The sequence below is a fragment of the Rathayibacter sp. VKM Ac-2804 genome, assembly GCF_009866655.1.
Classification (GTDB): domain Bacteria; phylum Actinomycetota; class Actinomycetes; order Actinomycetales; family Microbacteriaceae; genus Rathayibacter.
On the sequence record NZ_CP047420.1, the window covers coordinates 3,167,863 to 3,183,178 of the forward strand.

Below are 15,316 nucleotides of genomic sequence, written 5' to 3' on the forward strand. Positions count from 1 at the left end.
GACCTGGGCATCATGTCACGGCGCCGTAGGATGGAGGGCTCATGTCAGACGTCCTCAGCATCCGGTATCCTCCCGAACTCCCCGTCTCGGCGCGCAGGGACGACATCGCCGCCGCCATCCGCGACCACCAGGTCGTGATCGTCGCCGGCGCCACCGGCTCCGGCAAGACGACCCAGCTGCCGAAGATCTGCCTCGAGCTCGGCCGCGAGAGCATCGCCCACACGCAGCCGCGCCGCATCGCCGCCCGCACGATCGCCGAGCGCATCGCGGAGGAGCTCGACGACGAGGTCGGCGGGCTCGTCGGCTACCAGGTCCGCTTCACCGACAAGGCGAGCGCGTCGACCCGGATCAAGCTGATGACCGACGGCATCCTGCTGAACGAGATGAACCACGACCGGATGCTCGCCCGGTACGACACGATCATCATCGACGAGGCGCACGAGCGCAGCCTCAACATCGACTTCCTGCTCGGCTACCTGCACCGGCTGCTGCCGCGCCGCCCGGACCTGAAGCTGATCATCACCTCCGCGACGATCGATCCGCAGAGCTTCGCCGAGCACTTCCGGGACGCCTCGGGCGCGCCCGCGCCGATCATCGAGGTCTCCGGCCGCACGTATCCCGTCGAGATCCGCTACCGCCCGCTCGTCGCCGAGGAGCCCGAGGAGGAGGACGACACCGACGTCCCCGACGCCACCAGCGGCAGCCGCGACCTGATGACCGGCATCGCCGACGCGCTCGCCGAGCTGGCCCGCGAGGACCAGGGCGACGTCCTCGTCTTCCTCTCCGGCGAGAACGAGATCCGCGACGCCGAGGACGCGATCCGCGGGCGGAACCTCCCCGGCACCGAGGTCCTCCCCCTCTACGGCCGGCTCTCGGCCGCCGATCAGCACCGCGTCTTCGAGCGCGGCCGCACCCCGGGCGTCCGCCGCCGGGTGGTCCTGGCCACCAACGTCGCCGAGACCAGCCTCACCGTGCCCGGCATCCGCTACGTGATCGACGGCGGCACCGCCCGCATCTCCCGCTACAGCGCCCGCTCGAAGGTGCAGCGCCTCCCGATCGAGGCGATCTCGCAGGCCTCGGCGAACCAGCGCTCCGGCCGCTCGGGCCGCACCAGCGCCGGCATCGCGATCCGCCTCTACTCGGAGGAGGACTTCGAGCGCCGCCCCGAGTTCACCGACCCGGAGATCCTGCGCACCGGCCTCGCCGCCGTCATCCTGCAGATGATCTCGCTCGGCCTCGGCGACATCGCCGGCTTCCCGTTCCTCACCCCGCCCGACTCCCGCGGCATCAAGGACGGTCTCGATCTCCTCACCGAGCTCGGCGCCCTCCGATCCCCCGCCTCCCCCGCCGACTCCCCCTCGCGAGATGCCACTCATGAGGGCGACACGCCGAAGAAACCCGTCACAAGTGGCATCTCGCGGGGGGCCGACAAGGCGCCTCAGCTCACGAGGATCGGGCGGGATCTCGCCCGGCTGCCGATCGACCCGCGGTTCGGCCGGATGGTGATCGAGTCGCGCAAGCACGACGTCAGCCGCGAGGTGATGGCGATCGTCGCCGGGCTGACGATCCAGGACGTCCGGGAGCGGCCGCTCGAGCGCCGCGCGCAGGCCGACCAGCAGCACGCCCGCTTCGTCGACCCGACCAGCGACTTCCTCACCCTGCTCAACCTCTGGAACTACGTGGAGGAGAAGCAGGCCGAGCTCTCCTCCAGCGCCTTCCGCCGGCTCTGCAAGGCCGAGTACCTCAACTACCTCCGCGTGCGCGAGTGGCAGGACGTCTTCCGCCAGCTGCGCCAGCTGGCCCGGCCGCTCAAGCTCGAGCTCGGCGAGCCGAAGGTCGACCCAGACGGGATCCATCGGAGCCTCCTCGCCGGTCTGCTCTCGCACCTCGGCATCAAGGACACCACCTCGCAGCAGGCCCAACGCGCGGCGAAGAACCGCGAGCGCCAGAGCGTCCAGTACGTCGGCGCCCGCAACGCGAAGTTCTCGATCTTCCCCGGCAGCGCGCTGGCCAAGAAGCAGCCCGACGCCCTGATGAGCGCCGAGCTGGTCGAGACGAGCAAGCTCTTCGCCCGCTCCAACGCCGCGATCGATCCGGCCTGGGCCGAGGCGATCGCCGGCGACCTGGTGAAGCGGCAGTTCAGCGAGCCGCACTGGGAGAAGGCGCAGGGCGCGGCCGTCGCCTACGAGAAGGTCACGCTCTACGGCGTGCCGATCATCGCCCGGCGCCGCGTGCAGTTCTCCCGGATCGACGCCGGCTACGCCCGCGAGCTCTTCATCAGGCACGCGCTCGTCGAGGGCGAGTGGGACGCCCGGCACGCCTTCGACCGCAAGAACCGGGCCCTGCGCGCCGAGCTCGAGCGGCTCGAGGAGCGGACCCGCCGCCGCGATCTGCTCGTCGACGACGAGGCCGTCTTCGACTTCTACGACCGCCGCGTCCCGCGCGACATCACGTCCGTCCGCTCCTTCGACTCCTGGTGGCGCACTGCGCAGCACGACGAGCCCGATCTGCTGACCATGACGCAGGAGACCCTCCTGCCCGAGGACGCGGAGCAGATCGACGAGACCGCGTTCCCGACCCAGTGGCGCCAGGCCGACCAGCGCTTCCGGCTCTCCTACCGGTTCGAGCCGGGCACGGAGGAGGACGGCGTCACCGTGCACGTGCCGCTCGCGCTGCTGCCGCGCGTCACCCCGCTCGGCTTCGACTGGCTCGTGCCGGGGCTCCGCGCCGAGCTCGTCACCGCGATGATCAAGGCGCTGCCCAAGCACCTGCGCCGGAACGTCGTCCCCGCGAACGACTGGGCGCGCAAGCTCACCGCCGCCCTCCCCCAGGACGTGCCGAACCCGCCGACCGAGTCGTTCGCCGCGACCCTCGCCGGCGCGATCCGCCGCGAGGCCGGCGTCGTGATCGACGCCTCCGACTTCGACCTCGAGCGCATCCCCGCGCACCTCCGCGTCACCTTCGCGATCGCCGACGAGCGCGGCCGGACCGTCGCCGCCGGCAAGGAGCTGGCGCCGCTGGCCGAGCGCCTGCGCGGCCGGGTCCGCGACGAGGTCGCGCGGGTCGTCGAGGCGCGCGTGCCCGACGCCCTCGAGCGCCGGGGGATCAAGACGTGGGACATGGCGGAGCTCCCCCGCGTCACCGACACCCGCCAGGGCGGCAACACGATCCGCGCCTACCCCGCGCTGATCGACGACGGCGACTCCGTCTCGATCCGCCTGCTCGCGACCGCCGAGGACCAGGCGCGCGAGCACCCGCGCGGCGTCCGCCGGCTGCTGCTGCTCGCGACGCCCAGCCCGGTCGCCTACGTGCAGCAGTACCTGACCGCGAACGAGAAGCTCGTGCTCGCGCAGAGCCCGTACCAGAACACGACGGCGCTGTTCGGCGACTGCCTGCTCGCCTGCGTCGACGCGGTGCTCTGGCGGATGAAGCCGGACGGCATGCTCTTCCTCCGCGCCGAGTTCGACGCGGTCCGCGACCGGGTCTCGGGCAGCGTGATGGACTCGATGTTCGAGACCGTGAAGACCGTCACCACGATCCTGACCACGGCGCGCGGGGTCGAGAAGGCGCTCAAGGCCTCGACGAGCATGGCGCTGCTGCCGGCGCTCACCGACGCCCGCGAGCAGCTCACCGGCCTCGTGCACCCGGGTTTCGTCTCGGCGACCGGGCTCGAGCGGCTGCGCCACCTGCCGCGCTACCTCGCCGGCATCACCGAGCGCTTCACCAAGATCGGCGAGAACGTCGGCCGCGACCGGGTCTGGCTGAACGAGGTGCAGGCCGCACAGGAGCTGTACCGCTCCTCGGGCGGCACGATCCCGCTGCCGCCGCACGCGCCGGAGCGCCTGGTCCGCGCCCGCTGGCTGATCGAGGAACTGCGGATCAGCTTCTTCGCGCAGAGCCTGGGCACTGTCGAGAGCGTGTCGCTGCAGCGGATCCGGAAGGTGCTCGCGGGCTGACCGGGGTCGCCGCCGACCGGTTCGGCGGCCGTCGCCGGCGGGCCGCCGCGGGCCGCTAGTGTCGTCCGGTGGGCAGCTACACCGAACTCCTGAGAACCCCCGGCGTGGGTCGCATCATCGCGGCCCAGCTCACCGCGCGCTTCCCGTTCGGGATGCTCTCGCTCGCCTTCCTCCTGCACGTGGAGCGCGTGCACGACTCCTACGCCGCGGCCGGCCTCGTGCTCGGCTCGATGTCGATCGGCCAGGCGATCGCCGGTCCGCTGACCAGCCGCCTGATGGGCCGGCTCGGGATGCGGCGCGTGCTCACCGCGACCCTGATCGTCTGCGCGGCCGCGATCATCGCGATGGCGCTGCTCCCGCTGGAGATCTGGCAGTTCGTCGTCATCGGCTTCGTCTCGGGCCTCAGCATGCCGCCCGTGCAGCCGGCGGTCCGGACGATCTACCCGAAGATGGTGCCCAGCTCGCAGCTGACCCCGCTGTTCTCGCTGGACGCCTCGGCGCAGGAGATCATCTGGGTGCTCGGCCCGGTGCTGACGACGTTCGTCTCGATCCAGATCTCGACCGTCGCGGGCATCCTCACCGCCGCGTTCTTCCTCGTCGGCGGCGGGATCTGGTTCATCGCCTCGCCCGAGGTCGGCCGGGTGCGGATCCCGCGCTCGCGCCGCCGACTCGGCGTCGTGCTGACCAAGCCGCCGGTGCTGCTCGCGACCGTGGTCGGCTTCCTGCTGGTCGGCGCCTGCGCCGCGGTCGAGGCCGGCGTCGTGGCGGTCTTCGGCGAGGGCGGCGTGGAGTCGGGCGTCGTCCTGGCGATCTTCGCGGCCGGCTCGCTCCTCGGCGGTCTCACCCTCGGCCACATCCCGATCAGCCGCTGGGCGACCGCGCGGCGGATGCTGATCGTCACCGTGGGCATGGGCCTCGCGGCGTTCTCGACCGACTTCTGGTGGCTCTCGATCACGCTCTTCCTGGCCGGCGTCGGCATCGCCCCGGCCCTGGCCGCGCTCTTCACGATCACGGCCTCGAGCGTGAAGTTCTCCGACACCGCGGAGGCCTACGGCTGGGTCGGCACGGGCCAGCTGATCGGAGCCGCGCTCGGCTCGGCCATCGCCGGCGTGCAGATCGACCGGTCGGGCCCGACCGCCGCGATCGTGGTCGCCGCGGTGTTCGCCTTCGTCGGCTTCGCGGTTCCGGCGCTCGGCCGCCGCTTCCACCCGGACCTGCGCGGGCGCGACGCGAGCCCGCTGCCGGACACCGAGCCGGTGGAGCTGCCGACCTGAGTCGTCGTCCTCGACGACTCTCTCGCGGAGGCGCCTCCCACCCGGCTCCAACCCGGCTCCGTTGAAGCTCCCAGGCTGTCCCCCCTAGGGTGGGGCTCGCCGAGGAGACGGAGGGGCCGCCGATGGGACTGCGCGACGACGCGGAGGAACTCGTCCGCCAGCATCAGCGCGAGGCGGAGGAGGCGCACGTCCTCGACCCCTGGGCCGACCCCGAGACGCCCGAATGGGCCGGCGAGCTCGCCGCGGCGCTCTGGCAGGGCTCCTTCCGACCGAGCCCCGTCTACTACCGCGCGGAGGACCCCTCGCACGCCTGGCGCGGACCGCATCCGATCCGGGTGCACCACCTCGGCTTCGGCTGGCAGATCACCGCGCGGCGCCTGCGCTCCGGCGCGATCGTGCCGAGCACGGTCGTGCTGCTCGAGACCGGCACGCTCTGGCTCGGCCTCGGGCCCGCCCGCCGACCGGGCCGCGGACTGCGCGGCCTCGGCGAGCAGGGGATGGTCGAGGGGCTGCAGCCCGGCCACGACGACTACTTCGCCGTCCGCCGCTTCGTGCACTCCAGCCAGGCCGCGCGGGACGACCGCCGTCTGCTCTTCGGCGTCGCCGGCCTGGCCGCGCTGATCGAGGACACCGTCCGCGTCGGCCCGCACGGCGAGCTGCACTGGCACCTCTGAGCACGGGCACCTCTGAGCACGGGCACCTCTGAGCACGGGCACCTCTGACGGCTTTCGCGAGATGCCACTTGTGACCGGTTTCCGCGGCGTGTCGTGCTCACAAGTGGCATCTCGCGGAGGGGGAAGAATGGGGGGATGAGTGTTCCCCTGATCCCCCTCAACGACGGGCGGGCGATCCCGCAGGTCGGGCTCGGCGTCTACAAGGTCGGCGACGACGAAGCGGCCCGTGCCGTCGCGACCGCGCTCGAGGCCGGCTACCGGCACGTCGACACGGCGACCCTCTACGGCAACGAGCGCGGCGTCGGCGAGGGGATCCGCGCCAGCGGCCTCCCCCGCGAGCAGGTCTTCGTCACCACGAAGGTCTGGAACGACGACCACGGCTTCGATGAGACCCTCGAGGCCTTCGACCGCAGCCTGGAGCTGCTCGGCACCGACTACGTCGACCTCTACCTCGTGCACTGGCCGATCCCCTCCCGCGACCGCTACGTCGACACCTACCGCGCGCTGGAGCGGATCCGCCGGGAGGGCCGAGCCCGCTCGATCGGCGTCTCGAACTTCGCGATCGAGCACCTCGAGCGCCTCCTCGGCGAGACCGAGGTCGTCCCCGTGATCAACCAGGTCGAGCTGCACCCGCGCCTCCCGCAGGAGGAGCTGCGCGCCTTCGACGCCGAGCACGGCATCGTGACCCAGGCCTGGTCGCCGCTGGCCCGCGGCCGCCTGCTCGACGAGCCGGTGCTCGCCTCGATCGCCGCGAAGCACGGCGTCTCGCCCGCGCAGGTGGTGCTGCGCTGGCACGTGCAGCACGGGGTCGTCGTGATCCCGAAGTCGGTGACGCCCGCGCGGATCCGGGAGAACCTCGACGTGCTCGGCTTCGCCCTCGACGAGGAGGATCTGGCAGGAATCCGCGCACTCGCGACCGGCGAGCGCACCGGACGCGACCCGAGCCTGGACTGACGCGCCCTAGCCTGTCGGCATGACGACGCGAGCCCCGGAGACGAGAACCGCCCTCCTCCTGCACGGACTCGGCGGGGCCTCCGGCACCTGGTGGCGGGTCGCCGCGGCGCTGACCGCCGCCGGCTGGAGCGTGACGGCCCCGGATCTGCGCGGTCACGGCACCGGTCGCCGCGGCGGCTCCTCCCGGCACGACGACTACGCCGACGACGCGCTCGCCCTGCGCGCGCCCGGCGGGGCCTGGGACCTGGTCGTCGGCCACTCCCTGGGCGGGGCCGTGGCGGTGCGGGCGGCGGCGCGCGACACCGGCTGGGCGCGGCGGCTGGTGCTCCTCGATCCGGTGCTGCGCCTCGAGGAGTCGGAGCGGGCGGGGGTCCGGGCCGGCGAGGTCGCCGCCCTCGCGGTCACCGCGGACGAGCTCGCGGCGGCCGAGCCGCACTGGGACGAGCGCGATCGGGCCGAGAAGCTCCGGGCCGCGCACGCCGCCGATCCGGCCGCCGTCGCCGCGACGATCGACGACAACGAGCCGTGGGATCTGCTGGCCGACGTGCCGACGCTCCGGGCGCCCGTGCTGGTGCTCGGCGGCGACCCGCAGGTGTTCACGATGTTCCCGCCGTCCGTCGCCGCGCGGGTCCTCCAGGGCAATCCGCGCGTGCGCTACGCGGTGGTCGCGGGCGCCGGCCACAGTCCGCAGCGCGACCGCCCCGCCGAGACGCTGGCGATGCTCCGCGAGTGGGCCGAGAGCGACGCCACGGCCTGACTCCGTGCATGGCCGCTCACGACAGGCCATGTTTCCGCGCGGTGACAAGTGCCTCGAAGGGGTGTCTTTAGCGCCTGGCCTGTGAATACGCTCGCAGAGGGCACCGTCGCTTCTCAGCACAGCGAGAGCGACGGAGACCGTCGGTCCGACGGCCGCCGCCCTCGACGAAAGGGACCACCTGTGGCTCACCCCGCTACTGAAGACACCTCCGGCGCACGACGTCGGCGTCCACTCCTCGGCTCGGCCGCGATGATCGGCGCCGGCGCGCTGGTCGCCGGCTTCGCCTTCGCTCCCGCAGCGAGCGCCGCCGAGCCCGCCGACTTCGCCGACACGGTGACGGTCGACGGCATCATGACCCACCTCGAGGCCTTCCAGGCGATCGCGGACGCCAACGACGGCAACCGCGCGATCGGCACCGAGGGCTACGAGCTCAGCGGCCAGTACGTCGAGGCCGTGCTGAAGGCCGCCGGCTACACCACCGAGCGCCAGGACTTCACCACCACCACCCAGACGATCGACGAGTTCTCGCTGACCACGACCCCCGCGGTCGAGGGCATCCCGATGTCGTTCACCCCCTCGACTCCCGAGGGCGGTGTCACGGGCGAGCTGATCCAGCCGGTCGACCCGCTGGGCTGCGACGCCGACGCCTGGGCCGGACTCGACGCGACGGGCAAGGTCGCCCTGGTCAGCCGCGGCACGTGCAGCTTCTCGGAGAAGTCTGCCGCTGCCGGCGCCGCCGGGGCCTCCGCCGTGATCATCTACAACAACGCTCCCGGCGAGCCGCTGAACGGCACGCTCGGCGCACCCGACGACAGCTACATCCCCTCCGTCGGCGTCACCCTCGAGGAGGGCCAGTCGCTGATCGCTGCGCTGCCGACGACGGCGACGCTCGTCCTCGAGCAGACGACCACCGACACCGACACCTTCAACATCATCACCGAGACCCCGGGCGGCGACCACGACAACGTGGTCATGCTCGGCGCACACCTCGACGGTGTGCCCGAGGGCCCCGGCATCAACGACAACGGCTCCGGATCGGCGACGCTCCTCGAGACCGCCGTGCAGCTCGCTGACGCGGGCGAGACGACCAACGCCGTGCGCTTCGCCTGGTGGGGCGCCGAGGAGGTCGGGCTCGTAGGCTCGTACACCTACGTCGACTCGCTCTCCGAGGAGGAGGCCGGCGACATCGCGACCTACCTGAACTTCGACATGGTCGCCTCGCCGAACTACGTCGTCTCGGTCTACGACGCGAACGAGTCCACCTACGAGGCTCCGGTCGAGGTGCCCGCGGGCTCCATCGCCACCGAGAAGGCGTTCACGGACTACTTCGACTCGATCGACCAGCCCTGGATCGACACCGCGTTCGACGGCCGCAGCGACTACGACGGCTTCATCTCCGCCGGCATCCCGGCCTCGGGCCTGTTCACGGGAGCGGACGACATCAAAACCGAGGAGGAAGCCGCGCTCTTCGGCGGCACCGTCGGCATCCCGCACGACCCGAACTACCACTCGGCCGGCGACGACCTGGCGAACATCAACCAGGAGGCGCTCGGCATCACCTCGAAGGCGATCGCCTTCGTGACGGCCTCGTTCGCCGAGGACACCTCCGCGATCGACGCCGAGAAGGACCCGACCACGCCGGAGCCGGAGCCCAGCACCCCGCCGTTCGTGCTCCCCACCAAGGAGCAGGTCCTCGGACTGATCGCCGCCGGCCTCTCGCCGCGCGAGATCGCGGCCGAGCTCGGCATCACCGAGGCGATCGCCCGCCCCTACGTGCAGCAGATCATCGACCGCTACGGCATCACCGACCGGGCGAGCGCTGAGCGCCTGATCCGCGAGTACCTCGCCGACCGCGGCGTGCTCATCGGCGGCTAGCCGCCACCGCACCACCCGAGGCGTCCCGCTCCGGTCGACCCGTCCCGCTCCGGCAGGACGCCTCGACGGGGGCGGGACGCCTCACCCGTTCTCGGGCGGCCGAGTAGGAGAAGCCGCTTCTCGTCTCCGAGGTGGATAAGTACGCCGCGGCGGCCCTTCATGCTGGTCGAGTAGCCCCGCAGTGGGCGTATCGAGACCCGCCGTCGTCGGCAGGGCGGGACTGCAGACTCGACTCCTGACGCTGGTGGATCTCGATACGCCCGCTGAGCGGGCTACTCGATCAGCATGAGGTCGCCGCTCGCCGTCAGCCGCGGCGGGCGCGGGCGAAGGCCTCCTCGACGTCCTCGTCCGGGTCGGCGAGGAGGCGGAGGGTCGCCAGGGCGTGGAAGCGGCGGGCGTCCTCCTCCGACCGCGCGGCCACCTCGAGGACGGGGGTCGCGGCGTCGCCGAGCATCAGCAGGGCGCGGGTGAGGGCGCGCTGGTCCGGGCGGTCCCGCTCGCCGAGGTGCTCCGCGAGCTGCCGGGCGAGGGCGGGCCGCTCGGGCTCCGGGGCGAGCCCTGCGGCGGTGCGCCAGGCCGCGTGCGCGACCGCGGGGTGCTCGTCGTGCAGCAGCGCGGGCGTGATCGCCGGGAACGCGCGCGGGTCGCCCACCTTCGACAGCGTGTGCAGCGCCTGGCTGCGGGCCTGCGGAGTCTCGGACTCGAGCTCGGGCAGCAGCAGGTCGACGGTGACGCCGGGCTCGTGCCGGGTGAGGGCCCAGGTGAGCATCTCGCGGACCCCGAAGTCGGGCTCCACCGCGCAGCGCGCCACCAGCACCTTGGCGTACTCGTCGGCGGGTCGGGTGCCCGCGGTCATCGCGGCCTGCAGCCGGGACGACGCGTCGGGAGCGGTCAGGGCGGCGCGGAGCCTGTCGGCGGGCCGGTTCTCGTCAGTCATCGCCGCCCATTCGACACCCGCCGCCCGAAAGGACGTCGAGTGCCGCCCCTCCCCTCCCTCCCGCGAGATGCCACTTGTGACGTGATCCCTCGGCGTGTCGCGCTCACAAGTGGCATCTCGTGGGAGGGGCAGGGCTTCCCGCCGCGGCGGCGCACGGTGTTCACTGGGGCCATGCGAGCCATCTGGAAGGGCGCGATCACCTTCGGCCTGGTCAACGTGCCGGTGAAGATCTACAGCGCGACCGAGGACCACGACGTCCCCCTGCACCAGGTGCACGACAAGGACGGCGGCCGGATCCGGTACCAGCGCAAGTGCGAGATCTGCGGCGAGGTCGTCACCTTCGACCACATCGACAAGGCCTACGACGACGGCGAGCGCACGGTCGTGCTCACCAAGGACGAGCTGAAGGCGCTGCCGGAGGAGCGCGACCGGGAGATCGACGTCGTGCAGTTCGTGCCGAGCGAGCAGGTCGACCCGATCATGTTCGACCGCGCCTACATCCTCGAGCCCGACTCCTCCTCCCCCAAGGCCTACGTGCTGCTGCGCCGCACCCTCGAGGAGACCGACCGCACCGCCATCGTCGAGTTCGCGCTCCGGCAGAAGACCCGCCTCGCGGCGCTGCGGGTGCGCGGCAAGCTGCTGATGCTGCAGACGCTGCTCTGGGCGGACGAGGTCCGCGAGGTCGAGTTCCCGTCGCTCGAGGGCACCACCCGGATCGCGGCCCGCGAGCTGGAGATGTCCTCGCACCTGGTCGACTCCTACTCGGAGGACTTCGACGCGTCGAAGTTCCAGGACTCGTATCAGGCCGAGCTGCGCACCCTCATCGACGCGAAGATCGAGCAGGGCGACGCCCTCGACACCTCCGCCACCTTCGGCGAGAAGCCCGAGGAGGAGGGCGGTGGCGAGGTGCTCGACCTGATGGAGGCGCTGAAGCGCTCGGTCGAGCGCAGCCGCGGGGCGAAGGCGGGGGCGTCCGCGGACTCCGAGGAGAAGGCGCCGGCGAAGAAGCGGGCGACGAGGAAGAAGGCGGACGACGACGAGGACGCCGCCGCCGAGGACGACGCGGCGCCGAAGAAGACCGCGGCCAAGAAGACGACGGCGAAGAAGACCGCTGCGAAGAAGAGCGCCGACGACGAGAAGACCGCGCCGAAGAAGATCGCTCCGAAGAAGAAGCCTGCCGCGAAGAAGACGGCCGCCGAGCAGGACGACGCGGCGACCGAGAAGGCCGCGTCCTGACCCCTGCCGGCCCGGCCCGTCGGCTCAGACCAGCTCGTCCACGTCGTCGAGGTCGACCGCGACCGAGCTGATCAGCGCGAGCAGCGCCTCCGCATAGGCGTTCTCGGCGATCTCGTCCTCGAAGACGCGCTCGCCGCCGCCGAGCTCGGCCGTCACGGCGAAGCGCACCGGCCCGCCGTCCTCGACGCGGCGCAGCGAGCGGAACGTCCCGCGGAGCAGCTCGCGCAGCTGGTCCTCGCGCGGCAGCCAGAGCGAGTCGTCGAGCGCCACGGAGTCGAGCGCCCACTCGGTCGTGCCGTTGAAGCCGAGCACCGTGCCGGTCTCGTACTCGTGCGGCTCGATGGTCATGTCGCTCACGGTGAAGACGTCGCCGTCGAACCCCTCGCGCTCGATGCGGAAGCGGTCGCCGGTGACCGGTGCCCAGCGCAGCCCCGCGGTCCGCAGCGCCCTGGCGAGTTCGAAGGAGATCATCCCCTGATCATGGCGCGCGTTCCCGGACGGAGGCCGCGAAGACGGGCCTTCGGTCCCGATGTCGGTGGGTGAGTTTACGTTCATGAAACGTCCGGTTCACAGGCCGGGCACCCGCACTGCATAGCGTGGCTCACTGTGCCCCTTTCAGGGGCGAGGGTCGCCGTCGACGTGCGGTGACGCACCACCGCTCCCCGGGGCGGCGATCGAGAGGACCACTATGCCCGACTCCCCCGACCTCCTCGCGCAGAGGCCCCGCGCCCGCGCACCACGGAGAGGCCTCGCGCTCGCGGCCCTCGCCGGCCTGGCCCTCGTCGCGTCGCCGCTGGTCGCGACTCCCGCCGCCGCTGCTCCGAGCGGCGACGAGCTGGTCATCAGCGAGGTCTTCGCCCGCGGCGGCTCGGCCGGCGCGACCTACACCAACCGCTTCGTCGAGCTCTACAACCCGACCGGCGCCGACGTCGCTCTCTCGGGCCTCTCGCTGCAGTACCGCTCGGCCACCGGCACGGCGAACCCGACGACGACCGTCGCGCTCACCGGCACCGTCCCCGCCGAGGGCCACTTCCTGATCGCCGGCGCGAGCAACGGCACGAATGGCGCGCCGCTCCCCGCCGCCGACCAGACCGCGAACGGCCTCAACATCGCGGCCGCGGGCGGCACGCTCTTCCTGGTCGAGGGCACCGCGACCCTCGTCGCCCCGCCGACCGGCACCGCCGAGCAGCCCGAGGCGGTCCTCGACCTCCTCGGCTACGGCACCTCGAACACCTTCGAGGCGGCGGCGGCCACCGCGCCCACCCTCACCGAGTCGATCGCCCGCGCCGACACCGCGACCGGCGACACCGACTCCAATGCCGCCGACTTCACCGTCGGCGCGATGACGCCCGAGGCCGCCGGCGGCAGCGCCCCGGAGCCGACGCCGGCGCCGACCGGGACGGCGACCCCCACGGCGACCCCGACCGCCCCGCCGACCACTCCGCCGACGACGCCGCCGACCACCGCGCCGACCGTCTCGATCGCCGAGATCCAGGGCACCGGAGCCGCCTCCCCGCTCGTCGGGCAGACCGTCACCACCACCGGTGTCGTCACCGCGCGCTACGCGACCGGCGGCTACAACGGCTACGTGATCCAGACCGCCGGCACCGGCGCGCAGACCACCGGCCGCACCGCCTCCGACGCCGTCTTCGTCTACTCCTCCGCCTCGGTCGGCGCCGTCGCGATCGGCGACAACCTGCGCATCACCGGCGCCGTCAGCGAGTTCAACGGCCTCACCGAGCTCACCCCGACCTCGGCCGCGACCGTCGAGAAGCTCGGCACCCCCGCCGTCGCGCCGATCCCCGCCGCCGTGGGCCTCCCCCGCACCGTCGAGGAGCGCGAGACGCTCGAGAGCATGCTGATCGCCCCGCAGGGCGCCTTCACCGTGACCGACACCTTCGACCTCAACAGCTTCGGCTCCGTCGGCCTCGCCGCCGGCGACTCGCCGCTGCTGACCCCGACCGAGGTCGCCCGCCCCGGAACGCCCGAGCTGGCCGCGATCGTCGCCGACAACGCCGCCCGCGCGATCGTCCTCGACGACGGCGCCTCGATCAACTTCCTCGGCGCGGCCGCGAACAAGGCGATCCCGCTGCCCTACCTCACCCCGACCGAGCCGATCCGCGTGGGCGCCCCGGCGACCTTCACGACCCCGGTCGTCCTCGACTACCGCAACGGCGGCTGGTCCTTCCAGCCGACGACCCAGCTGACCGTCGAGAACGCTGCGACCGTGCAGCCCGCGACCTTCGCGAACACCCGCGAGGCGGCCCCCGAGGCCGTCGGCGGCGACCTCTCGATCGCGTCCTTCAACGTGCTGAACTACTTCTCCACCACGGGTGACTCGATCACCGGCTGCACCTTCTACACCGACCGCGACGGCGACCCCGTCACGGTCAACAGCGGCTGCGACGCCCGCGGCGCCGCGAACGCGGACGACCTCGAGCGCCAGCAGGCCAAGATCGTCACCGCGATCAACACCCTCGGCGCCGGCGTCGTCTCCCTCGAGGAGATCGAGAACTCGGCGAAGTTCGGCAAGCCGCGCGACGAGGCCCTCGCCACCCTGACCGCCGCGCTCAACACCGCCGCCGGCTCGGAGCTGTGGGCCTACGTGCCCTCGCCCGCCGCCCTCCCCGCGCTCGCGGACGAGGACGTCATCCGCACCGCGTTCATCTACAAGAAGGCCGTCATCGAGCCGGTCGGCGAGTCCGTCATCCTGAACGACGGCGTCGCCTTCTCGAACGCCCGCAAGCCGCTCGCCCAGGAGTTCCGCCTGATCGGCGACAGCGCCAGCGAGTTCGTCGCGATCGTGAACCACTTCAAGTCGAAGGGCTCCGGCTCCGGAGTCGACGCCGACCAGGGCGACGGCCAGGGCGCCTCGAACGCCTCCCGCGTCAACCAGGCCACCGCGCTCGTCGCGTTCGCCGACCGCCTGAAGACCGAGAAGGCCACGGACCTCGTCTACCTGCTCGGCGACTTCAACGCCTACTCGCAGGAGGACCCGATCCAGGTCCTCCGCGATGCCGGCTACGTCGACCAGGGCGCGAAGGACGGGAAGTACTCCTACTCCTTCGACGGCGCGGTCGGCTCGCTCGATCACGTCTTCGCCTCCCCGGCGGCCGACGCGACCGTGACCGGTGTCGACACCTGGAACATCAACAGCGGGGAGTCGGTGGCGCTGGAGTACAGCCGCTACGACTACAACGCGACGATCTTCTACGACACCTCGGCCTACCGCTCGAGCGACCACGACCCGGTCGTCGTCGGGCTGGACCTGCCCGAGACCGCTCCGGCGACCGTGATCGACGTCGCGACCAGCGCGAAGACCACGCGCCTCGCCGTGCTCCGCACGCTGACGGTCACGGCCGTCAACAACGGCCCCGAGGCGGTCGCGATCGAGATCTCGACGCCCTACGGCACGCGGACGAAGAGCTCGGTGAAGCCCGGCCAGTCGTTCACGACCTCCTACCTCACGGTGCTCCGCCCGATCAAGGCCGGCACCGCGACGATCGAGGTCACCGCGAAGGACGGCACGGAGCGCACGTACCAGCAGGCGTACAGCGCCCGCTAGAGCGTCGGCCCGCCGGCCGACGCACGACCGACCGCAGGGGCGGGTCCGCTGAGAAGCGGGCCCGCCCTCGTCGCGCCACCCCTGACGT

Annotated in this window: 10 protein-coding genes; 8 read left to right on the forward strand and 2 right to left on the reverse strand. The window is 72.2% G+C overall.

The window, feature by feature from the left end; translation table 11 throughout:
- The first annotated feature begins 41 nt into the window (after nucleotides 1–41).
- The 6 genes from hrpA to GTU73_RS14880 all read left to right on the forward strand — a co-directional run bounded on the left by hrpA (nucleotide 42) and on the right by GTU73_RS14880 (nucleotide 9,490).
- Nucleotides 42–3,956 (forward strand): ATP-dependent RNA helicase HrpA, encoded by a 3,915-nt coding sequence (hrpA, locus tag GTU73_RS14855; protein ID WP_160090469.1) that lies wholly within the window; start codon nucleotides 42–44, stop codon nucleotides 3,954–3,956.
- 68 nt (nucleotides 3,957–4,024) lie between these two features.
- On the forward strand, nucleotides 4,025–5,230 hold the full coding sequence (locus tag GTU73_RS14860) for an MFS transporter (protein ID WP_160090470.1): 1,206 nt from the start codon (nucleotides 4,025–4,027) through the stop codon (nucleotides 5,228–5,230).
- Between the two features lie 122 nt (nucleotides 5,231–5,352).
- The gene (locus GTU73_RS14865) at nucleotides 5,353–5,904 is read left to right on the forward strand and encodes a hypothetical protein (RefSeq protein WP_160090471.1); all 552 of its coding nucleotides are present in this window, start codon (nucleotides 5,353–5,355) and stop codon (nucleotides 5,902–5,904) included.
- Nucleotides 5,905–6,039: 135 nt separating this feature from the next.
- Nucleotides 6,040–6,858 carry an aldo/keto reductase gene (locus GTU73_RS14870; protein WP_160090472.1) on the forward strand — a complete coding sequence of 273 codons (819 nt, stop codon included), beginning with the start codon at nucleotides 6,040–6,042 and terminating at the stop codon, nucleotides 6,856–6,858.
- A 19-nt stretch (nucleotides 6,859–6,877) separates the two neighbouring features.
- A complete protein-coding gene (locus tag GTU73_RS14875; RefSeq protein ID WP_160090473.1) occupies nucleotides 6,878–7,615 on the forward strand; it encodes an alpha/beta hydrolase in 738 nt (245 codons plus the stop codon).
- A 249-nt stretch (nucleotides 7,616–7,864) separates the two neighbouring features.
- Nucleotides 7,865–9,490 (forward strand): M28 family peptidase, encoded by a 1,626-nt coding sequence (locus GTU73_RS14880; protein WP_160090474.1) that lies wholly within the window; start codon nucleotides 7,865–7,867, stop codon nucleotides 9,488–9,490.
- Between the two features lie 304 nt (nucleotides 9,491–9,794).
- Here GTU73_RS14880 and GTU73_RS14885 read toward each other — a convergent pair whose 3' ends face one another.
- The gene (locus GTU73_RS14885) at nucleotides 9,795–10,427 is read right to left on the reverse strand and encodes a HEAT repeat domain-containing protein (protein WP_160090475.1); all 633 of its coding nucleotides are present in this window, start codon (nucleotides 10,425–10,427) and stop codon (nucleotides 9,795–9,797) included.
- A gap of 171 nt (nucleotides 10,428–10,598) precedes the next feature.
- Between GTU73_RS14885 and GTU73_RS14890 the strand changes: the two genes are divergently transcribed.
- Nucleotides 10,599–11,663: a Ku protein gene (locus GTU73_RS14890; protein WP_160090476.1), complete on the forward strand. Its 1,065-nt coding sequence runs from the start codon at nucleotides 10,599–10,601 to the stop codon at nucleotides 11,661–11,663.
- Between the two features lie 24 nt (nucleotides 11,664–11,687).
- Here GTU73_RS14890 and GTU73_RS14895 read toward each other — a convergent pair whose 3' ends face one another.
- Complete coding sequence (locus tag GTU73_RS14895; protein ID WP_160090477.1) at nucleotides 11,688–12,134, reverse strand: hypothetical protein; 447 nt, start codon at nucleotides 12,132–12,134, stop codon at nucleotides 11,688–11,690.
- Between the two features lie 217 nt (nucleotides 12,135–12,351).
- On the opposite strand from GTU73_RS14895, the gene GTU73_RS14900 reads away from it, so the two are divergent.
- Nucleotides 12,352–15,228 carry an ExeM/NucH family extracellular endonuclease gene (locus GTU73_RS14900; protein ID WP_160090478.1) on the forward strand — a complete coding sequence of 959 codons (2,877 nt, stop codon included), beginning with the start codon at nucleotides 12,352–12,354 and terminating at the stop codon, nucleotides 15,226–15,228.
- Nucleotides 15,229–15,316: the final 88 nt, after the last annotated feature.

Excerpts from the sequence above, each read along its gene's own strand:
- hrpA (WP_160090469.1), top strand. The coding sequence starts at position 42 with ATGTCAGACGTCCTCAGCATCCGGTATCCTCCCGAACTCCCCGTCTCG.
- GTU73_RS14865 (WP_160090471.1), top strand. The coding sequence starts at position 5,353 with ATGGGACTGCGCGACGACGCGGAGGAACTCGTCCGCCAGCATCAGCGC.
- GTU73_RS14870 (WP_160090472.1), top strand. The coding sequence starts at position 6,040 with ATGAGTGTTCCCCTGATCCCCCTCAACGACGGGCGGGCGATCCCGCAG.
- GTU73_RS14875 (WP_160090473.1), top strand. The coding sequence starts at position 6,878 with ATGACGACGCGAGCCCCGGAGACGAGAACCGCCCTCCTCCTGCACGGA.
- GTU73_RS14880 (WP_160090474.1), top strand. The coding sequence starts at position 7,865 with ATGATCGGCGCCGGCGCGCTGGTCGCCGGCTTCGCCTTCGCTCCCGCA.
- GTU73_RS14885 (WP_160090475.1), bottom strand. The coding sequence starts at position 10,427 with ATGACTGACGAGAACCGGCCCGCCGACAGGCTCCGCGCCGCCCTGACC.
- GTU73_RS14890 (WP_160090476.1), top strand. The coding sequence starts at position 10,599 with ATGCGAGCCATCTGGAAGGGCGCGATCACCTTCGGCCTGGTCAACGTG.
- GTU73_RS14895 (WP_160090477.1), bottom strand. The coding sequence starts at position 12,134 with ATGATCTCCTTCGAACTCGCCAGGGCGCTGCGGACCGCGGGGCTGCGC.
- GTU73_RS14900 (WP_160090478.1), top strand. The coding sequence starts at position 12,352 with ATGCCCGACTCCCCCGACCTCCTCGCGCAGAGGCCCCGCGCCCGCGCA.